Source organism: Oceanobacillus sojae (assembly GCF_900162665.1).
In the GTDB taxonomy this organism is placed as follows: Bacteria; Bacillota; Bacilli; order Bacillales; family Amphibacillaceae; genus Oceanobacillus; species Oceanobacillus sojae_A.
Genome location: NZ_LT727812.1, coordinates 819,508 through 839,491, shown reverse-complemented (window position 1 = coordinate 839,491; position 19,984 = coordinate 819,508). Strand labels below are relative to the sequence as shown.

Genomic DNA, 19,984 nt, shown 5'->3' with positions numbered 1-19,984 from the left:
GATGAACGAAAAGTTAAACGAAATTATCGAAAAGTATGAGGAAAAGCTTGCGGTTATTACAGTGTCTTTAGAGGAAATTCAAGAGATGCGCGAAGACGACTTTAACCCCGCAGACGCTAGCGGAGGCAATTTCGACGATGCCTACGAAATGGGACGATATGACGGGGATATCGAGGGAGAATATTCTGCGCTATACGATGTCGTAAAGGATTTAAAAGCACTAAAGGAGGCAGAGTAAATGTTCGAATTTATCGCATGTATAGCGGTAATTGTTTCCGTAAGTTGGGCGATTTTTGCAAACGCAGTATCTTCTGATCGCAAAGCATCCATAGATAGGCTCGAAAGGGAAGTAGAGAATCTAGAACGAGAACAATGGGAAGGTAAAAAAGGCGAAGTTCTTATCGGATTCAATGACGGAAAAATAAACACATTTGATAAGGTATATACAATAAACGAAGAAGGTATTTTCTCCGTTCTAAGGGATTATGACGATAGAATTATCGTAAAGGTAAGGTCGGAAGAGATAGCGTTAATATCTCCCGTAAATCGCATGAAAGGGGACGATTAATTGAGCCAAGGAATTATAACCGGAGGCGCAGCGCTTGAGGCGTTAGCCCCTCCCGAAAATAGTTACGCAGACCAATTCGAAAAGATGCTCGACCAATACCACGGAAAACCCGAAATCTACGACGATAAGCTATCCGCAGACTTCTACCGAATTCTCTCCGAAATGATGGCAGCAGATACCCGACCAAACTTCGGAGGGCTTCCGTACTTTTCCCCGTCATCAGCTAACGCCTGTCCGCGGTCGCTCTATCTCAAGCTTAAGCGGGCGAAAAAAGATAGGAGAGAAACGCAACCGCATCAGGGACGCTGGCAACGCCACGGAACCGCAATAGGGGAATCGCTACAGAAAGACTTATTCTTCATCGAAAAACACCTCGAAAATGCTCCGTTCAAGTTTAAACGCACAAGAAACGGCTACCCAGCGTTTGAAGAAGCGGTACAGGCTTGCGTTACCGTAGAAGCCGCCGACTCAAATGGAGAAGTTCGCAAGTTTAAACTTTTCGGAAAGCCAGACGGAATCCTAGAACATTCGAGTGGAGCAACGGTCGGCTTGGAAATCAAGTCGAAGCAAACTACCGCACAACAGACCGGTCATTTCAAGATGCGCGAACCTAAAGAAGATCACCGACTACAGTGCGTCACATACAGCGCTATGTACGGAATTAACGATTTTATAATCACCTACGTTAACGCATCGAAAAAAGGCTGGTTCTTGGACGAAGAAGCTTACGCAAAGAATCCAGATGTTAGGGCGTTTGACGTTAAAGTGACGGACAGTGACCGTCAAGCCTTACTCGAAAAGTTTGCGGAGTTACTTCGCAGAGTTGACGAGAATGACCCTCCGAAGCTTGATCTTAGCAAATTCACATTTAACAACTTTAAGGAAGCTTGTGCATTGGATTTATCTGCGGAAGAGGTTAGTGAGTTAGAAAGCGAAGTCCTTGCGGTAGAGGGTTCGAGCGCGAAGAAATTCATTAAGGATAATTACCGACAAGCTTTCGAAGAGATTTTATCGTTAAGGAGCGAATCAAATGACAGCTAAGCCTCATGGTTTGGTAAAACTTACTGTCGAGGAGGCAGGGCAAGAGGTTAGAGAATTTGGAATGGAACCTCTTTTCGAAGAATATTTCGGGTCAAGTCGCCCCCTTAAAGTCCGTTGCGTTTGTGGTGAAGTTTACTACCCTACTTTAAAAAATATACGAAAAGGACAGCAATGTAAGTCATGCGGTTATAAGCGTAGAAAAGAGAGGACAATCCCTTACGAAGAAGTACGCTCTTATATGGAATCAGAAGGATGCGTACTACTGGTACGTAAATCTGATTATAAACGGTCGTCTGATTACATGGATTTTATATGCTCCTGCGGAGAATTCGGATGTACAAACTTTTATAACTTTAAAAAGGGCGTTAGATGTAAGTCGTGCGCCTTTCGAAGAATAAGCGGACATCTTCATTATAACTACAAACCTGAACTTTCGGAGGAATACCGAGAGAAGGGACGGTATGACAGGTCTCTGAAATTGTGGAGATATGAGGTTAAGAAACGAGATAATTTTACTTGTGTATTTTGTGAAGATGATACAGGAGGGAACTTAGTATCTCACCATTTAGACAGCTATGATTCTTTCCCAGAAAAACGACTCGACATTTCTAACGGAGTAACTCTTTGCGTTGACTGTCATAAGGATTTTCACGAGTTATATGGATACGGAGGTAATACTCGTCAACAATTCGAAGAGTTAACCGCAAGGTGTAAAGTAGATTGGGAAGGAGCGTTGTCTTATGTCTAAGTCAATTGTGTTGGGATTGGACCTTAGTTTAGCAAGTCCGGGCTTTGCTCTCGTTGAAATCGCCAAAGGAAAAGCGAAAATTATCGCCGTTTCCCACGTCAAAACTAACGCCAAACACGATTATGCTGTCCGGGGAAGGGTTATCGAATCAAAGCTCCGAACTTTCCTTGCGGAAAATAAGGGCGAGAAGGTCGACTACGTCTGCCGGGAAAAATACGCCGGAAAGTTCGGACATCACTCGATATTTACGGCACACGCTGCGGCGGATAGGGCGCTCCACGACTTCGGATTATTGCCCGACTCCTGCAAGCCAATCGCCCAGCAGAGCGTCAAAAAGACGGTTGTAGGTAAGGGGCGAGCGGAAAAGGAAGAGGTCGAGGAAGCTGTAAGGAAGATCACCTCGTATACTGGCGAACTTGGTGGAGCGGATAGCGATGAATCTGACGCTACGGCAGTAGCCTTGGCGTTTGCAATAAATGAAGGATTGATAACGAAGGAGGACGAATAGATGATGAAATTTTTACAAGGACTATTAATGTTATTTGTACTAGCGCTAGTTTTAATTGTAGTCGGATATTTTTTCGGGATGGTTTTTGCAATCATTCCGGGAATCAATGCGTTTCTTACTGGAGTGCCATTTTTAACTCCGGAAATGTTGCCGACAATATTCGCTTGGTTAACGCTGTTAGGAGTTATCGGTTACGCGTTCCTACTTGCAGGCGTTAAAGGGGATGAAAAGTAATGACGCAAGGTATTCCGTTAATCACCGATTTAGAAAAAGTACGGGACGATTACGAACGGGAATTGCGAGAATTGCGTAATGACCGGCGAAAAACCTTAGAGGAAAAGTCGAGGTTAGATGCGGAGGAAATCGACCTACTCCTAAAACTACGGAGGATCGACGCAGATATCGAAGATTTAAGGAAAGCCGAGCAGACGGTATGAGCGTGGCAATATTCTATTATTCGTTAACAGGAAATACGAAGGCATTTGCGGAAAGGTTCGCAGAGGACGGATTCAATTCCGCTCCAATAGATTCGGTAATTGTTCCGGAACCTTTCGTCCTCCTTACACCGACTTATAATTTCGGAAAAGTTCCCGAAGAGGTTAGCGATTTCCTTACGGACTTTTCCGAAGAGTTGCAAGGAGTAATTGCGTTTGGCAATCGAAACTGGGGCGAAAAGTTCGCAAATGCAGGCGATATTATAGCGAAAGAATACAACGTACCTCTTCTCCGAAAGATTGAGCTCAGAGGTACGGAAAAAGATTACGAGGTAATTAAAGAGGAGCTGATAAGTTGGCAACCCCGAAACACATCACGCTAAATAACGAAATTATGACGAGAGACGATAGCGGAACCTTACGCTTTGATAAAGACAAGGAGGCTGTACGGGCGTACTTCGTCGACCACATTAACGACAATATGAAATGGTTCCACTCGCTGGAAGAGAAGCTATCTTATCTAATCAGCGAAAATTACTACGATAAGAAATTGACGGATAAGTACGAAATGGACGATATAAAGAAGGTCTATAAATACGCCTACTCATTTGAGTTCCGTTTTCCTTCTTACATGTCCGCAAAGAAATTCTACGAAAATTACGCCCTCAAAACGAACGACAAAAAGCTTTATCTTGAGCGGTACGAAGATCGCATAAGCATTGTCGCCCTATACTTCGGCGATGGAGATTTCCATAAGGCGCTGGAGTTCGTCGAGCTTCTAATTACGCAGCAGTACCAGCCTGCAACTCCGACCTTTCTTAACGTAGGGAAGGCGCGTCGGGGCGAATTCGTTTCCTGTTTCCTGCTTGAGTGTGGCGACAGTTTAAACGACATTAACATGATGAATTCGACGGCTCGTCAACTTTCGAAAAGGGGCGGAGGCATTTCGATAAACCTTTCGAAAACTAGAGCGAAAGGCGAATCATTAATGGGATACGAGAATGTTACTTCCGGAGTTGTTCCGATTATGAGAAACCTCGACCAATCCTTCCGGCACATTAACCAAGCTGGGCAACGGAACGGATCGGGTAGCGTTTACATTAACGTATTCCATGCAGATATTTACGATTTCTTAGATACGAAGAAGATTTCCGCAGATGAGGACGTCCGAGTTAAAACGTTGAGCATAGGCGTAGTTATTCCGGATAAGATGATTGAATTGGCGCGTGAAAACAAACCGATGTATTTATTCTATCCGCATAACCTTCGTCAAGTTACCGGAAAATACCTCGATGAAATTGACTTTGATTCGGAATACGAAGACTTGCTTAATAACCCGAAAATCCGGAAAGAGCGCATTGACCCTCGTAATCTGCTAGAGCGTATTTCTATCGTGCAGCTAGAGTCTGGTTATCCATATATCATGTTCGAAGGCAACGTTAATCGCGCTCACCCACTTAACAACCTCGGAAAAGTAACTTTTTCAAACCTTTGCGTTACCGGTGATACGAAACTGCTAACCGATAATGGATACGAAACGGCTGAAACTCTGTTCCACTCCGGAATCCCTTTAAAAGTAGTTATCGACGACAGAACGAAAGGCATGGACCTTGAAGACGAGGGAACGACACTGGTTGACGCAATCCCAATGCAGTTGACTAAGCAACAGGCTGACGTTTTCAAGTTAGAGACGAGGCAGGGATTCGAGATTAGAGCGACGGAATGGCATAAATTTTATGTCAAACGATCCGGAGAGTTGTTAAAAATTCCGTTAGCAGAAATAAAGGAGGGGGATCGCGTTCTCGTACAATCCGGAGAAGGTTCTTATGGAACATCTCATAATCCGGAGTTAGCATATCTTATGGGAATTATCGCGGGAGATGGGACCTTCACAGACAAGGCGGTAAAAATTTACCTTTACGATAACAAAGTCGGGTTGAGAAGTCGAGTAGAGAAAGCTATTTCTTCTGTGATTTCTTCCTATGCTATCCAACGGAAGTATAAGCACAATACCTCTTTTTCTCCTACCTTCACAGAGTATCAAGGCAGATTAAGCTTATCTAGCACCGTTCTATTCGATATTTTAGCAGATTACGGATTCCACAAAGGGAATAAAACCGATGTTCCTAAATTTATTGAGGAGGCAGATAAGGAAACTCAAGCAGCATACCTTTCCGGGTACTATCAGATGGATGGAACAGTTAACGCAAACTTCGCAAGTAAGGCACTTACCGTAGAATTGTCTTCAACCAATCGAGAAGGGTTGAGAGGAATACAGACTTTACTTCTTAATATGGGTGTTTATAGCACTATTTACAACGGTAGAGGAAAAAGTCTGACTTTAATGCCGGACGGAAAAGGCGGAGAAAAGCCTTACGAAGTTAATCCAATCTATAAACTATCTGTACAAGATCGAGTTTCAAGGGAAATCTTCGTAGATGTAATAGAGCTAAAAGAGTACGACATGAAGAAGTTTGTTTTGCTTACTGATACTCTTCAACCTAAATCCCGTCGACCTAAGCACCAATTTAGTGCGGAAGTTTCTGCTATAACTTACGAAGGTAAGGAAGATGTGTTCGACACGAATCAGCCGGATTATCATTCGTTAATATTTAACGGAATTGTAACCGGAAATTGTTCCGAAATCCTTCAATACAGCGAAGTCTCCGAGTACTCCGATTACGGCCAAGAGGACATTCTCGGTCAAGATATTTCGTGCAACCTCGGCTCCCTTAACATCGTTTCCGTAATGGAAAAAGGCGATATTAAGGGCGCAGTATTTGGAGCAATGGACGCCTTAACGAGAATATCCGATGACTCTGCAATCGCTAACGCTCCAGCCGTTCGTAAAGCAAACGAAGAAATGCATAGCGTAGGGCTTGGTGCGATGAACCTTCACGGATTCCTAGCGCAAAACGGAATCTCCTATGAGAGTGAAGAAGCTATCGAATTTGCAGACGTATTCTTTTCAGCTCTTAACTACTACTCACTGGTGCGGTCAAATGAAATCGCTATGGAGAGAGGTAGCACGTTTAAAGGATTCGAGGGAAGCACTTATCAGACCGGAGAATATTTCGATCAATACGTTGAGGAGAGTATAAAACCAGAGTTTCCGAAATTGATAGAAATATTCGAAGGGATTGAGCTACCGACCCGAGAGGACTGGGCAGAATTGCGAGAAAGCGTAATGGAGAACGGATTATATCATTCCTACCGATTAGCTATAGCGCCTACTGGTTCGATTTCTTATGTACAGTCGGCTACGGCGTCAGTTATGCCAATTATGGAGCGTATTGAGGACCGGACTTACGGAGATAGTCAGACGTACTATCCGATGCCGGGACTTTCGCAGTATACGTGGTTCCTATACAAAGAGGCTTACGATATGTCGATGTATAAGGTTATCGACTTAATCGCTACTATACAACGCCACGTCGACCAAGGAATTTCGTTCACTTTATTCGTAAATGATTCGATTACTACTAGAGAGTTAACTCGCATCCAGTTGTACGCCCATCATAAAGGGATTAAAACGTTGTACTATGTACGGCAAAAAGACACAAGTAACGAGGAGTGTGTTTCATGCACGGTTTAGAAGAAGAAATGACTACGCCATTAACCGCAGCAAATTGGAACGAATCGGACGACAGCTTCTCCGAAATGTTCGCCTTACAAAACCTCCGCCAATTCTGGCTTCCGGAAGAAATCTCGTTAACTAGCGATCTATTAACGTGGAAGCACTTAGCTCCAGCGGAGAAGGAAGCGTACAAGAAGGTACTCGCAGGGTTGACGTTGTTAGACACGATTCAAGGAGACGTAGGGATGGCGCAAATAGCTGCGCCCCTATCCTCGCACCAGCAAAAGGCGGTTCTAACGTTTATGGGCGGGATGGAAAACCTCGTTCATGCTCGAAGCTATTCGAATATATTCCTAACGTTAGCTAGCGGCGCCGAAATCGACGAGTTGTTCGAGTGGGTTACCGATAACCCGTACCTACAGCGTAAAGCTTCGATCATAAGAGGTTATTACGATGCGATCACGGGAGAAAATAGCACGCTGTATGAAGCAATGGTCGCATCCGTAGCGCTAGAATCATTTCTCTTTTATAGCGGATTCTATTATCCGTTATATCAAGCGGGTCAGGGTCGGTTGATTGCCAGCGGGGAAATTATCAATCTAATAATTCGCGATGAATCAATTCACGGAGTCTATGTCGGATTATTAGCACAACAACTTCGCGATAAGATATCCGCTAATCATCCGGAGTATAGGGAGGAAGCAGAAAAGTTCGCACATTCCTTATTCGATGAGCTGCTCGAAAATGAAATCGAGTATACAAGGGATGTTTACGCGGGTCTCGGTATTGAGCAGGACGTAATAGAATTCGTTAAATACAACGCCAACAAGGCGCTCAATAACCTCGGATTTGACGCAAGATACGAAGTCAGCGAAGTTAATCCGATTATTATTAACGGGTTGGATACGAAGTCTAAGTCACACGACTTCTTTTCTACGAAAGGAAACTCGTATAAAAAGGCGCTTGTTGAACCGATTAAAACCGAAGACTTTTATTTCGAGGAGGCGAGATAAATGAATCAGAAAAGTGAACAACAAGTACAATTCAAGCGCCGTCATGACTCGGCAATCCTTCCGACTAAAGCGCACCCAAGCGATAGCGGCTTCGACCTATACGCAAGCGAGGACGTAATTATCGAGCCGGGAGAGACGAAGGTAGTTCCGACTGGCGTAGCGGTTGGGCTTCCGAAAGGAACGGAGGCTCAAGTCCGCCCTCGCAGCGGGATTACGTCGAAAACGAAACTCCGTGTGCAGTTAGGTACGATTGACAACGGATATACCGGAGAGGTTGGCGTTATTGTCGATAATATTTCAAGGGATAACTGGTCGAATGCTCCTCGTTTTCTCGATAACTCTTATGACGAATCATTGCGAGGGTACTGCAACGGCTACCGTATACGAAAAGGCGATAAAATCTCCCAGCTAGTCGTTCAGTACCTTCCGCAGTTTGAAACGGTAGAGGTTCCGGAATTGGATGATTCGCAGAGAGGTTCGAACGGATTCGGAAGTACAGGCGAACGAAAGGAGGACGAATAGATGAGTAGAGTTATAGATTTCGGGCAGTACAAGCAAGAAAAGCTCGACAGGGATGCGCTAAAACAGGATGTCCGTAAGACACTTTCTGTCCCTATGCAGGCGTTATACGTAGCAATGATTCGGCAGTCATTGTCGGAGGCTACAGGCGAGGTTCTAGGCAGCTTAGACTCGATTGCAGAGTTGGGGTTAAGCCGTGAATCAGCTGCGGAGGTTATGGACATCTTTGCGGACGAATTTATGGACGTAGCTATGGCGGCTGAATATATCGCAGATGAATTAAGAGGGGAAGGCGATTAAATGGCAGAAAGAGAGTTACTGTTCTCCCTAACGAAGAAAGACTTTCGAGTAGATACGTTCAGAGCCGGAGGAAAAGGCGGTCAAAAGCAGAATAAAACGAGTTCGGGAGTACGGATTACACATATCGAAAGCGGAGCCATCGGCGAGAGCAGAGAAGAGCGATCACAGCACGTCAATAAAGAAAGAGCACTTCGGAGATGCATAGAAAGCGCTACTTTTCAGTCTTGGCACAAGCGAAAAACAGCGGAATTGTTAGTCGGTAAATCCGAGCTAGAGCGTCGAGTAGAGTCGGAAATGGCTTCTTCAAAAATCAAATCGGAATACTATGACGGCAAAAATTGGGTAGAGGAGGTCGAATAAATGGCGGAATTATACGTATTAGCCAAAGTTAACGAAGAAGGTACGGTCATCGGTTTTCCAAAAGGTGGAGGAAGTTCGACTGCTCCTCGCGTGAAGGCATACGATTCGCTGGCAAGCGCCAAGAGAGGGCGCAGCCATCACGGGGGACTTATCGTAAAGGCAACCGGTTTTGAAGTCGTGGAGGAAGAAGAGTGTATCGACTATATCCAACAATCTTACGAAACAGGAGGCGTCTAAATGGGATTCTTAGAGGTATTAACGCTTATTTTTATCGCATTAAAATTATTCGGAGTTATTGCTTGGAGTTGGTGGCTCGTGCTACTTCCGGTCATCATTTCCGCAGCTATTTACGTAATTATCCTCGCTACGGTTGGAGTTGGTTTCTTTACCGCTCTTCGGAAGTTCGATGATTTCGACTAACTTCGGAAAAGTTAGGTTAATTCGTCTTATTTTCAAGGAGGCTAAATATTCACACTAGGTTAATAGATAAGGTAAAACGTTTATTCACGATCATTATAATAAGCGCAACCCTTTCCGTCCTCACGATCGGAACTTATAACGAAGCTAAAAAGTACGACGTGCCTCCGATAACAGTCCGATTCCATTCCGAAAACATTTCGGAATTAGAGGCGGAAAGAGCTATGGAGTGGGAAAGTGGGGGATTATCCGCTTCCCTTACGGCGATTGAAGAGGAGGAAGAAGTGCAAATAAAAGCGGAAAAGGAGGCGAAAGAGCTTGAGGAGAATAGAGAAGTGGATTCTAAAAATGTACGCGAAAATGATGCTGACAGCGATAGTAACGGACATGGAGCGGGGAGACAGGAAAGCGGAGAAGCAGAGGACGAAGGAGCTACGGAAGTTCCGGAAGAAACTACGCAAACAGCAGGGGAGGACGTAGGCACGTTCGAAATGACCGCATATGTAGCCTTTTGCGATACCGGCTGCACTGGCGTTACAGCAACCGGATACGACGTTAGCAGCACGATTTATTCTCCGGAAGGGCTTCGTATAGTAGCCGCTGACCCGGGTGTACTTCCCTTCGGAACCATTATCGAAATCACCTCCGGAGGAAACACGTTCCAAGCGGTTGTCCTCGATTCTGGTGGCGATATTAACGGAAACAGACTTGACCTTCTGGTTGAGTCGGAAGCAGAGGCGCTGGAGTACGGAAGGCAAGACGTAGATGTACGGATTTTAGGACAGTGAAACTTAATTAACGAAAAGGGGACGGTTGAATGGCGGGAAAATATACGATTTTACACGGTGACAGTTTACAAGAATTAAAGAAGTTGGGCGACAGCTCGATAGATTCAGTTGTGAGCGACCCTCCCTACGGCTTATCGAAAGAGCCGAAAATCGAGGAAGTTTTGACGAAGTGGCTTGCGGGTGAGGAGTACGATCACGGTCACGGAGGCTTCATGGGTAAATCGTGGGATAGTTTCGTCCCTCATCCGGATATCTGGCGAGAAGTTTATCGGGTTCTCAAACCCGGCGGACATGCGCTGATATTCGCTGGAACCCGCACACAAGATTTAATGACGATTAGCCTTCGCCTTGCAGGCTTCGAAGTCCGAGACGTTATCGAATGGCTTTATTTCAGCGGATTTCCGAAAAGCCATGACGTAGGGAAGGCGTTTGATAAGCGCAAAGGAGGCGCGTCGTTTGTCCATGTATTTTCGAAGGTTATTAAAGAGAAGCGTCTGCAGAAAGGCCTTTCATTGTCGTACATGGACAGCGAAGTATGCGGAGGGAGTACGAATTATTCTTGGTTTGAAGGGCGTCCGGCGGGTGTCAGACTTCCACAACTAGCGGAGTATTTCAAAATAAAAGAAATCCTCGAATTAGACGATACTTACGACGATTTAATGGAGGCGGCAGAACGAGAAAAAGTCGGCGAAAAAACTTCCGGTATTGGTCAAGCGTTCGGCGACGGCGTATGGGTAAGCGAGTCTAAAGTCGTTGATATAACCGCCCCAGCTACCGACCTAGCCAAGCAATGGGACGGATGGGGAACGGCACTAAAGCCCGCACATGAGCCGATTATCGTCGTTAGAAAGCCGTTAGAAGGAACGGTTGCTGGTAACGTAGAAGAATACGGAACAAGTGCGATTAATATTGATGATAGTCGGATTGGAGAACGATTCCCCGCAAATATCGTAACGGTAGAAGATGACGCCTTTTATTCGAAATACTCCGACGTAACCCCTAACATAACCCCTCAAGAATTATCGAAGAAAGCTTCGAAGAGCGACCGCAATAGCGATTGGCAGGGCGAGGAGATTAAGGAGGTCATTACATGGGACGATGTGAAGATGACGGAAGAATTAGAGGAGTTAAGCCAACTGCTAAAGGTTATATCCGACGATATTACGCAAGGTACGGAAAGGCACGAATGGAGCACGTTGTTATTTGGGAGGAGTATTACGGAAAAAAAGTCCCCGTTGGCTATCAAATCCACCACGTCAACGGAATCAAGCACGATAACAGAATCGAAAACCTCCAGCTTGTTGACACTCTTACTCACAAACGAATACATTCCGGATGTTATCAGGACGATTCAGGCGAGTGGTATAAACCTTGCCGAAAATGTGGAGAGTCTAAGTCGGTCGATACCGAGTATTACAAGAGAAGAGACGGAGTTTCGTCATGGTGTCGCGCTTGCTGTATTAGAAACGCTGTTGAGAATAAGCGAAAAAGGAAGGATAGGAAACTCGCATAGCACGGTGAAACCCCTCGACCTCATGGCGTGGCTAGTACGCCTTGTAACCCCACCGAAAGGAACCGTATTAGACCCGTTCGCAGGTTCCGGCAGTACCTTAGCGGCTGCTAAGCGGGAAGGATTCGGATTTGTAGGCGTGGAATTGACGGACGAATATATTCCGATTATTGAGGCTAGGACTGGCGAAAAGGCGCAAGAAAGCGAAGGAGAACCGAAAGAAGTACGTATATTAGCAAGAGGAGGTTATGCGTAAATGGAAAAATATATAAATGAAATTATCTGCGGAGATAACGTTGAAGTTTTAAGGAAGTTTCCGGACAACAGCGTTGACCTAACTGTCACGAGTCCTCCGTACGATAACTTGCGGACTTACGGTGGTTTTGAGTGGGATTTCGAAGGAATTGCAAAAGAGTTATACCGCGTCACAAAAGATGGAGGGGTCGTTGTTTGGGTCGTAGGCGACGCCACTATAAACGGAAGTGAAACAGGGACATCCTTTAGACAAGCCTTACACTTTAAAGAATTAGGGTTTAACATTCACGATACTATGATCTATAAAAAGAATAAAGTACCGGTATATGACCCGCGACATCACCGATATAAAAATGATTTCGAATATATGTTTATTTTTTCTAAGGGAAAACCAAAAACATTCATCCCTATTAAAGACGTACCAGTAAAAAGTTCAGGGCAAAAAACCCGCGTACAACAAAGATTACCAGATGGTTCATTTAGAAAAGACAGAGTTATACGGCGAGGAGATTGGCAAGCAAGAGGCGCTATATGGGAGTACGTAACAGGAGTCGAAGATAAAATAGCTTATAATCATCCGGCAATATTCCCCGAAAAACTAGCCGAAGATCATATCGTTTCATGGTCTAATCCGGGAGATATTGTCCTAGACCCGTTTGTTGGTTCCGGAACAACTGCGAAAATGGCTTATAAACTAGACCGTAAGTATATAGGTATAGATATTTCCGAAGAATATTGTGGTATAGCACGGAGTAGAATTCCGGAAAAAGTAGAGGAGGCGTTAGTGTAATGATGAAAATTAGAATTACGACAGGTCAAGGATGGTATGAAGGATTAGAAGGCGCAGTATTTGAAGTTCATAAGATAGATAGTAGCTCAGGCGAACTTAAGTATATCGTAGAACGTAAGAGACCGGGTCAAGGTCCTAGGTTTGTTCACGGAGATAATTGCGAAGTTATTGCGGACGAAATTCCTTCTTCAGACGCAGTCTCCCACCCCTCGCACTATACCGCCGGAGAAATCGAAGTTATCGACATCATCAAGCAAACTGTCGCAGGCTACGACGACCCTTTCGTTGCTCACAGCGTAGGAACTGCTACGAAATACCTCAATCGTGCGCCATATAAGCACGCCACCCCAACGGAAGACCTCAAGAAGAGCCGCGCATATATAGACTTCGCTATAAAGCATTTAGAAGATGGTTCCGAAGAGGAGGACGAGTAATTGACGAAAGATTCCTTGTACACGGAGATGTATGAGAAGTACCAGGAAGGTCTTTCCTTATCGGAAGTAGGAGAAATTTACGGAATCACTAGGCAGTCAGTTTACTCTGGATTTAAAAGAAGAGGATTTACGCTTCGTTCTAAAGAATGCCGCCCATTTAAGATGTTCGACGGAGTTAAATTCTCCTTGAGAAATCACGGATACTACTCCCGAACAGACGGAGACCGAAAGCTAATGCACAGATATGTATGGGAGTATTATAACGGTAAAATTCCGGAAAATCACGATATCCACCATAAAGACCACGACAGGAGTAATAACGATATCTCTAATTTAGAGCTATACAGCAAGTCAGACCATGCTCGTCTGTTTAGTACCGGAAGCAACCAATTCATTAAAAGACCTTATAAGGAGATGGTTCAATGAGTTCTTTCACTTTCATAGATTTATTCGCAGGCATCGGAGGATTTCGAAGAGGGTTAGAGGCTAACGGCGGAACTTGCGTATTCTCTTCTGAAATAGATAGATTTGCCTCACAAGCCTATGAAGCAATGTACGGGGACACGCCTTTCGGAGACATTACGCAAATTGAAGCAAAGGATGTTCCGGATCATGACGTAATAGCGTCTGGTTTTCCTTGTCAATCGTTCTCCGTAGCAGGAAAGCGGGGAGGCTTTGACGATGCTAGAGGAACTCTATTCTTCGAGGTCGCTCGTATTGCTTCTCAAAAGCAACCTAACGTATTGCTTTTAGAGAACGTAAAAGGCTTAGTTTCCCACGATAAAGGAAAAACGCTAGATACTATCGTTAAAACGTTGAATGACATCGGCTATCGAGTAGACTTCGAGATTCTTAATTCGAAATACTTCGGAGTTCCCCAGAATAGAGAGAGAATATTCATCGTAGCTGTCAGAGAGGACTTGGTCGAAAATGAGCCGTGGGTAATCGAAGGAACTACGATTATTCCGAAGGGGAAACGAAGGATTAGCGGATATGAGGACGTGAAGACGTTTAATTTCGATTTTCCTCAAAACGAAGAAGTTACGACAAGACTTCGGGATGTTTTGCAGACTACAACTGATGAAAAGTATTACTTGAACGAAGAAAAGACGGCGAAGTTAGTTGCGCAGCTAGAAGAGCAAAGCCCCTCGGAATCAGTAGGGGTTGGATTACGCAAACAAGCGCAAGAGGTTACAAGATTAACGGATGAAAGCGGAACGATAATGGCAAGGGATTATAAGGGATTCGGAAATCAAGAAAAGACGGGCGTTATTGAGACGCAGATGCTCGGTCACGTAGATATTAAGGGTCACGACGCACTCAAGCGCGTTTACAGCGCGGAGGGCGTTTCGCCAACCCTTACGACAATGAGCGGAGGACATCGTGAGCCAAAGGTTGCGGAATTGCAAGAAATTCGCCCCGTACTGACTCCCGACCGTTTAACTAAACGCCAAAATGGACGCCGTTTTAAAGAGACTGACGAACCTTCCTTCACTTTAACCGCACAAGATCGCCACGGGATTGCAGTCAGAGAAGCAACAAAAAAGGGGTACGCCGTAGCTTGCGAAGGCGACGCCGTAAATATCCAGTTTCCTAGCAGCAAAACCCGCAGAGGAAGGGTTGGTAAGCAAATGGCGCAAACTCTCGAAGCAAGCGGAATTAATCAAGGTGTTGTACAGCCGAGTCCCTCCAAAAACCCACCACGCTACCGAATCCGCAAATTAACCCCTCTCGAATGTTTCCGTCTCCAAGGTTTTCCCGACTCCGCTCACCAAAAACTAGTAGACGCAGGAATCAGCGATAGCCAACGTTATAAAATGGCGGGTAATGCCGTTACAGTTAACGTTATCGAAGCAATAGGAGCGAAATTGCTTCCACTTCTTGAACGAAAAGAGGAAAAGGAGGAAATATACGTATGACAGCCGAACATAACCCCGAACAACAGCAAGCCCCTTCTTATCCGGAAGGCATGACCGAACGATACAACCGATGGGAAGCGCAATACAAGTCGATTATGGATTCGGAGTTAGGCGCAATCGAAAGGGAAGGGCAGCTTACGTCCAGTTTCGCCAACTTTGTCGCTGACGCCCTTTCTATGCACGACTATAAGGAAGCGAGAACAATGGCGTCGGATTACAGAGAGCTTATGTTCGATATTACTATCGAGGCGAACCAGGAAATGCAAAAAGAACTCGACGAATTAGCCGAATCCTTTAAAGAGGTTGCGGAATTGCAAAGCTAATTAAGCGTCAGGAGCCTCGTAATCTTCAAGCTGGAATGCGTGCGCTCCCTTATAGCTTGCGTAGTCTTTACCTACGTAATTAAAACGCACTGGTAAGTCGCTTTCGCTTATTTTCGTATTATTAACGAATTTTAACGATTTAGCATAAGAGCGTTTATCGAATTTAAACGGCTTAACGTCAGGGACTCTGACAACGTCCGGTTTTGCTACGACCATGCGTTTATTAACGTGATCATATCCTATAATCAGCTCGAAATATCCGTTAAGGACATTTAGCAAGCGCCTCGCCTCAGTGGATACAAATAGACGCTTTTGTTTATCGATAGTAATAAAAGCCCCTCGCGAGGCATCATTCGAAATCCACGTCACACTCTCCATTCCAATTTTACCTTTCTTTGCCATATACAACCATATCCTTTCCAATCCTCGAATTTAATTAAACCTATCGTAATTCAATCGCATCGACCCGTCAAGGCAACACGAACTATAAAAAGAACGAGCAAAAGGAGGAATTAAGTGCAACTAGAATTAAACTTCACAGATTTTTACGAAAAGAAAACGCAATTATTACTAGAGTTATACTTATCGCTAAAAGCGGAATACGAACGCTCTAACTCCGCAGAATTATACGAACTACTCACCGATTTAAATAAGGCGCTGGAACAGGCGGATTTTACGGAAATTCAGCGAACTTGTATCCGCCTATATTACGTAGAGGGACTCAGCCAGCAGGAGATTGCGCATCTAAGAGGCGTAGATAGGTCGACCGTTAACCGCTCCCTTAAAGCCGCTTTGAAACGCCTTGCTGCTGTTTTTAAACGTTGGGAATACTGGACGGAAGGGGAGATATCATTATGCTAGCGAATATAGATTTATATGGAGAACCGATTCCGCCTAATCATTCGTGGGCGAATGAAAAAATAGAGGAATTGGAAGAGACTGCGCAGGAATATACGGTACAGGAGCGAATAGAGAAAGTCGAAAAGATTACGGAAGAATACTTTGCTATCTTCGGAATGAGAATGAACGGCAGCCTATTGTACCGCTTAACTAACGTCATATTAAGCGACGACCTCCGCAGCAAGCATAAAAAGGGCATCGACTTTTTGAGTACGTACCAACTCGCCCGCAGAAGAGAAGGCAGGCACGTCAGAAAGAGCGCATATAGGGCGAGAGAGGTTCCGCTAGGTCTAGCGAGTACCATAGCTACGAACGGAAGAAATTACCGAAGACCTATTCGGATTTACCGGAAATAAGAAGCGAAAATAAGCGAAAGAAAAACGCCTTCCAATTACGGAGGCGTTTTCGCTATATTAGCTCACGTGCTACCCAATTTCCGATTTTTAGCGTCTCTGCTTCGCCAGCTTCGACCAGGTTATCGTACTTACTGAAAAGTTCTTCGTGCCTGGTTGCGATGTCTATTTCTTTCATTTCGGCGTCTGCGTAAGTGATAATTAACGCTTGCTTGGCGTCAAGGCTGTGGAAGTGGTAACTCCGTCCAGCTTGTTCGTTTTCAACTATAATCATGCGTAATGTTCCTTTCTACTTTGCACTTCTGTTTCCGCTACTCATATTCTACCACATTTTTAACGGCATCCAGTCGATAAGTAATCTTAAATTTATCGCCTATCTGAACGTGATGCGGATAATCCTGTTTCGACAGGTAAATCGCAGTATGAGCCGGATCGTCGACGTTAGCTAGCCAGTATCCGGTTTCGTCAAAACGGTATACCTCCGCTACTACAGTCATATGCTTTGCTTCGAGAATCGCAGCGGTTGATGGTACTTCGGGAACATCCGCTTGTACCTGTACGCCTCCTAAACCGGTTAGCGCACAGGCTCCGAGATAACCCGCAATAAATAGTGTTTTAAACATGATATTTCGTCTCCTTTCCGTAATTAACTCCGTTGTTATTTCTTATTACTATCGTTTTTATCAGTTTTGCTAATTACGAGAAGTAAGACTGCTAGTGACGTTACAAAAGATGCGGTTGCCATAATAATAGCCATTTTGACTCCTCCTTAAATAAATGATATATTGGAGGAAAGGAGCGCTAACTCCTTTCCGTTGCTTACTTACTCGTCGTCTGACTTCGAATCATTCGACTTGTGCTTATACAATAGGTAAGCGACTATTGCGGTTAGTAGCGAGGCACTTGCTGTTATGACGGTGGCTAGTGCTTCTGCTACTTTAACAATTGCGTCTAACAATTCTTATCACCTCCCTTAACTTTCTATCTTAATTATACCATTATAACTACGTAAAGTCAACGATTTTTAATGCTTTTTCGTAGTTTATTTTCGGTGAATATATGAAAAAGGGTAATTTTCCCACCCTTAAATTCGGCGATATTCGGTCATTTAATCCGATTTTTCGACCGTTATGCGAAAATACCTCGTTAACTACTCCGAGTATATAACCTCTAATCCGTTGGTACATAAGGGATTCCGCGATTGTTAAATTATAGGCGGTTAATCTACGAAAACTTTTTCTTCGATTATCGTCATTTTCCTTCGATTTCCTCTAAATTACTCCCTTTCGAAAAAAAGTTTAGGTTACCTATGCAACAAGGGGTTTTTTCGTAACCTAGTTAGTAAAGGGATAACGGAGGTATACGCGGATATGTCCGACAAGAATACATATCCTCGATAATATGTCCTCGTTATACATATCCGTTAATTACTTAATATACGTTATAGAACGTTAACTAAATATATTAGCAAGTCTTCGACTTGCAGAAAGTCAATCAATTACATTGACTTTCTAAGTAGTATCTATTAAAACGTTATACTACGTATGTAAAAGATATATCGGTAAATACATAAAGAACGGATAATAAAGAGAACGTTATAAAACGGAAATAAATGGAAGCGCTAAAGAAGGCGCAAATAAAGCGTAATATATCCGAATATATACGTACTATGTAAACCGTTAGTACACTCGTAAATACTCCGAAAAGGGTACGATCATTCTTCGTTTATATAATAAGGAAGGAATACGTATAGTAGCGGTTCTGACCGTGTATAAGCGATATACACACTCGTTTACTGTTCGGGATACTTTCGGAGGGGAAAGGACTGCGAATAGGTTCGGATTGGCTTATGCTTCGGATGAGTTCCGTTTAGATTCGAATTGAATTCGGATTGAAACGGAATAGGCTCCGAATAGATTCCGTTACACCAGCCTCAGCGTTCACGACGGACATCCCTCGAAAATCCGCAGGCGAGCGAATGAACGTTCTTATTTGATTTCCAGTTCGCACATTATCCGTTTATACATTCCGGTTATGTAAGGGAATAAATGGGAACGATAGGGAAGGCGTAAGAATAGCGTTAAATCAACGTTTATAGGCGATGCATAAAACGTGTGTATTCGGATAATATTTAACGACTTAAAAGCGTTGATTTAACGGCGATGATATACGACATTATTACGTAAAATCAACATTATCCGTAATGAACTACGAATATAAATACACCGATATACATTTCGAACTGGAAACGAAAAAGAAAATGACGGCGCTTTCATTTTTGAGCGAATGGGGCGGGGCGGTTGGCGCTGGCTGGCGCTCCCCAGGCGCACTCAAATTTCTTACAATATTTTAAATCCGCAACCCCTTCCGTTACCCCTCACGAACCCTCTAACCGGAACCCCAACGAACATTATCCCGACATCGTACGCAAATAAAGCGCATACATGCCCTTCTCAGCCGTTTTAAGGCTGCGCAAGGGTTTTCTATTGCGAAGAAGTAAAAACGCTTACAATATCGTCTATTTGACGATTATAAAGGCGCATAAATAGACGGATAAGGAGGCGATTAGTTGTGCGAGAGAATATAACGGAAGCAATAGCGAGTATCCTCGGCATGCAAAACGGCGCATGGGAATACGATCAAGTTATCTATGACGGAAAGACTGACCGCGATGAAAACGGACACCACGATTACAAGCACATGGACGTAATTGTCCGTTTTAAACCGAAGGAAAAGGAGGCGAAATAAATGGCGAATAAAGCACGATTTAAATTTGACGAAACTAAATTCCGCCCTAAACAGCGCGAAGCCGCACTAATGCTGGTCGAGCGAGAGTTTGCTCCGAAAGAGGAGCGTAAGACTCTGAAAGAAATAGCGGACGAGTTGGGTATGTCGCGAATGGGCCTGTACAAGTGGGATAAGCACGACCCTAACTTTATCGCTTACAAAAATTACCTTGCGAGCGAAGTTATGGACTCGCATTTATCGCTAGTCTACTCGAAGTTAATTGAGGTAATCGAAAAGGACGGAAACACGAAAGGAATCGAGTTGTTCCTTAAACGGATCGGCGACCTTGATACGAAGTCCGAGATTTCCTTAACGGACAATCGAGGAGACGAATCCTTCGAAGACAGAAAAGCCGCGTTGCTTGAGCGGCTGGGACAAGGCGAGCCAGCAGAATCGGAGGAAGAGAGCGAGAGATAAACGCAAATAAATTTCCGAAAGGG

General features: G+C 44.3%; 29 protein-coding genes. 26 read left to right on the top strand and 3 right to left on the bottom strand.

The window, feature by feature from the left end; all coding sequences use genetic code 11:
• Position 1: 1 nt before the first annotated feature.
• The 22 genes from BN1068_RS14965 to BN1068_RS14855 all read left to right on the top strand — a co-directional run bounded on the left by BN1068_RS14965 (position 2) and on the right by BN1068_RS14855 (position 15,504).
• Positions 2-238 (top strand): hypothetical protein, encoded by a 237-nt coding sequence (locus BN1068_RS14965; RefSeq protein ID WP_077603648.1) that lies wholly within the window; start codon positions 2-4, stop codon positions 236-238.
• Complete coding sequence (locus BN1068_RS14960; protein ID WP_077603647.1) at positions 239-568, top strand: hypothetical protein; 330 nt, start codon at positions 239-241, stop codon at positions 566-568. It begins immediately after the preceding gene.
• Positions 569-1,609 carry a hypothetical protein gene (locus tag BN1068_RS14955; protein ID WP_077603646.1) on the top strand — a complete coding sequence of 347 codons (1,041 nt, stop codon included), beginning with the start codon at positions 569-571 and terminating at the stop codon, positions 1,607-1,609.
• Positions 1,599-2,357 (top strand): HNH endonuclease, encoded by a 759-nt coding sequence (locus BN1068_RS24300; RefSeq protein ID WP_077603645.1) that lies wholly within the window; start codon positions 1,599-1,601, stop codon positions 2,355-2,357. The genes BN1068_RS14955 and BN1068_RS24300 overlap by 11 nt, the downstream gene beginning before the upstream one ends.
• Positions 2,350-2,865 carry a crossover junction endodeoxyribonuclease RuvC gene (locus BN1068_RS14945; protein ID WP_077603644.1) on the top strand — a complete coding sequence of 172 codons (516 nt, stop codon included), beginning with the start codon at positions 2,350-2,352 and terminating at the stop codon, positions 2,863-2,865. Before BN1068_RS24300 ends, BN1068_RS14945 begins: the two co-directional genes overlap by 8 nt.
• Entirely contained in the window at positions 2,866-3,099 is a 234-nt protein-coding gene (locus tag BN1068_RS14940) for a hypothetical protein (protein WP_077603643.1), read from the top strand.
• A complete protein-coding gene (locus tag BN1068_RS14935) occupies positions 3,099-3,302 on the top strand; it encodes a hypothetical protein (RefSeq protein WP_077603642.1) in 204 nt (67 codons plus the stop codon). The genes BN1068_RS14940 and BN1068_RS14935 overlap by 1 nt, the downstream gene beginning before the upstream one ends.
• A gap of 2 nt (positions 3,303-3,304) precedes the next feature.
• Positions 3,305-3,682: a class Ib ribonucleoside-diphosphate reductase assembly flavoprotein NrdI gene (nrdI, locus tag BN1068_RS14930; RefSeq protein ID WP_139344846.1), complete on the top strand. Its 378-nt coding sequence runs from the start codon at positions 3,305-3,307 to the stop codon at positions 3,680-3,682.
• 11 nt (positions 3,683-3,693) lie between these two features.
• Positions 3,694-6,894, top strand: a complete 3,201-nt coding sequence (locus BN1068_RS14925) for a ribonucleotide reductase N-terminal alpha domain-containing protein (RefSeq protein WP_077604087.1) — start codon at positions 3,694-3,696, stop codon at positions 6,892-6,894.
• Positions 6,895-6,902: 8 nt separating this feature from the next.
• A complete protein-coding gene (gene nrdF, locus BN1068_RS14920; protein WP_077604086.1) occupies positions 6,903-7,889 on the top strand; it encodes a class 1b ribonucleoside-diphosphate reductase subunit beta in 987 nt (328 codons plus the stop codon).
• The gene (locus tag BN1068_RS14915) at positions 7,890-8,411 is read left to right on the top strand and encodes a dUTP diphosphatase (RefSeq protein WP_077603640.1); all 522 of its coding nucleotides are present in this window, start codon (positions 7,890-7,892) and stop codon (positions 8,409-8,411) included. It begins immediately after the preceding gene.
• Positions 8,412-8,708 (top strand): hypothetical protein, encoded by a 297-nt coding sequence (locus tag BN1068_RS14910; RefSeq protein WP_077603639.1) that lies wholly within the window; start codon positions 8,412-8,414, stop codon positions 8,706-8,708.
• Positions 8,709-8,726: 18 nt separating this feature from the next.
• Positions 8,727-9,068: a peptide chain release factor family protein gene (locus BN1068_RS14905; RefSeq protein WP_368483293.1), complete on the top strand. Its 342-nt coding sequence runs from the start codon at positions 8,727-8,729 to the stop codon at positions 9,066-9,068.
• Entirely contained in the window at positions 9,069-9,305 is a 237-nt protein-coding gene (locus BN1068_RS14900) for a hypothetical protein (RefSeq protein ID WP_077603637.1), read from the top strand. It begins immediately after the preceding gene.
• A complete protein-coding gene (locus BN1068_RS14895) occupies positions 9,306-9,488 on the top strand; it encodes a hypothetical protein (RefSeq protein ID WP_077603636.1) in 183 nt (60 codons plus the stop codon).
• A 221-nt stretch (positions 9,489-9,709) separates the two neighbouring features.
• On the top strand, positions 9,710-10,273 hold the full coding sequence (locus BN1068_RS14890) for a 3D domain-containing protein (protein ID WP_077603635.1): 564 nt from the start codon (positions 9,710-9,712) through the stop codon (positions 10,271-10,273).
• Positions 10,274-10,302: 29 nt separating this feature from the next.
• Entirely contained in the window at positions 10,303-12,039 is a 1,737-nt protein-coding gene (locus BN1068_RS14880; protein ID WP_217697324.1) for a DNA methyltransferase, read from the top strand.
• The gene (locus BN1068_RS14875; RefSeq protein WP_077603634.1) at positions 12,040-12,828 is read left to right on the top strand and encodes a DNA-methyltransferase; all 789 of its coding nucleotides are present in this window, start codon (positions 12,040-12,042) and stop codon (positions 12,826-12,828) included.
• Positions 12,828-13,262, top strand: a complete 435-nt coding sequence (locus BN1068_RS14870; RefSeq protein WP_254846783.1) for a DUF3310 domain-containing protein — start codon at positions 12,828-12,830, stop codon at positions 13,260-13,262. The genes BN1068_RS14875 and BN1068_RS14870 overlap by 1 nt, the downstream gene beginning before the upstream one ends.
• On the top strand, positions 13,263-13,688 hold the full coding sequence (locus BN1068_RS24020) for an HNH endonuclease (RefSeq protein WP_077603633.1): 426 nt from the start codon (positions 13,263-13,265) through the stop codon (positions 13,686-13,688). It begins immediately after the preceding gene.
• Positions 13,685-15,181, top strand: a complete 1,497-nt coding sequence (locus BN1068_RS14860) for a DNA cytosine methyltransferase (protein ID WP_077603632.1) — start codon at positions 13,685-13,687, stop codon at positions 15,179-15,181. Before BN1068_RS24020 ends, BN1068_RS14860 begins: the two co-directional genes overlap by 4 nt.
• Positions 15,178-15,504: a hypothetical protein gene (locus BN1068_RS14855; RefSeq protein ID WP_077603631.1), complete on the top strand. Its 327-nt coding sequence runs from the start codon at positions 15,178-15,180 to the stop codon at positions 15,502-15,504. The genes BN1068_RS14860 and BN1068_RS14855 overlap by 4 nt, the downstream gene beginning before the upstream one ends.
• Here BN1068_RS14855 and BN1068_RS14850 read toward each other — a convergent pair whose 3' ends face one another.
• Entirely contained in the window at positions 15,505-15,906 is a 402-nt protein-coding gene (locus BN1068_RS14850) for a hypothetical protein (RefSeq protein ID WP_077603630.1), read from the bottom strand.
• 114 nt (positions 15,907-16,020) lie between these two features.
• Here BN1068_RS14850 and BN1068_RS14845 point away from each other — a divergent pair, with 114 nt between their 5' ends.
• A complete protein-coding gene (locus tag BN1068_RS14845; protein WP_077603629.1) occupies positions 16,021-16,365 on the top strand; it encodes an RNA polymerase sigma factor in 345 nt (114 codons plus the stop codon).
• The gene (locus tag BN1068_RS14840) at positions 16,359-16,760 is read left to right on the top strand and encodes a hypothetical protein (RefSeq protein WP_077603628.1); all 402 of its coding nucleotides are present in this window, start codon (positions 16,359-16,361) and stop codon (positions 16,758-16,760) included. Before BN1068_RS14845 ends, BN1068_RS14840 begins: the two co-directional genes overlap by 7 nt.
• 52 nt (positions 16,761-16,812) lie before the next feature.
• Here BN1068_RS14840 and BN1068_RS14835 read toward each other — a convergent pair whose 3' ends face one another.
• A complete protein-coding gene (locus BN1068_RS14835) occupies positions 16,813-17,031 on the bottom strand; it encodes a hypothetical protein (protein WP_077603627.1) in 219 nt (72 codons plus the stop codon).
• Between the two features lie 37 nt (positions 17,032-17,068).
• Complete coding sequence (locus tag BN1068_RS14830; RefSeq protein WP_077603626.1) at positions 17,069-17,380, bottom strand: hypothetical protein; 312 nt, start codon at positions 17,378-17,380, stop codon at positions 17,069-17,071.
• Positions 17,381-19,328: 1,948 nt separating this feature from the next.
• On the opposite strand from BN1068_RS14830, the gene BN1068_RS23690 reads away from it, so the two are divergent.
• Together BN1068_RS23690 and BN1068_RS14825 are read left to right on the top strand one after the other, a co-directional pair.
• Positions 19,329-19,505, top strand: a complete 177-nt coding sequence (locus tag BN1068_RS23690) for a hypothetical protein (RefSeq protein ID WP_175637159.1) — start codon at positions 19,329-19,331, stop codon at positions 19,503-19,505.
• Complete coding sequence (locus BN1068_RS14825; protein WP_077603625.1) at positions 19,506-19,961, top strand: phBC6A51 family helix-turn-helix protein; 456 nt, start codon at positions 19,506-19,508, stop codon at positions 19,959-19,961.
• Positions 19,962-19,984 lie beyond the last annotated feature (23 nt).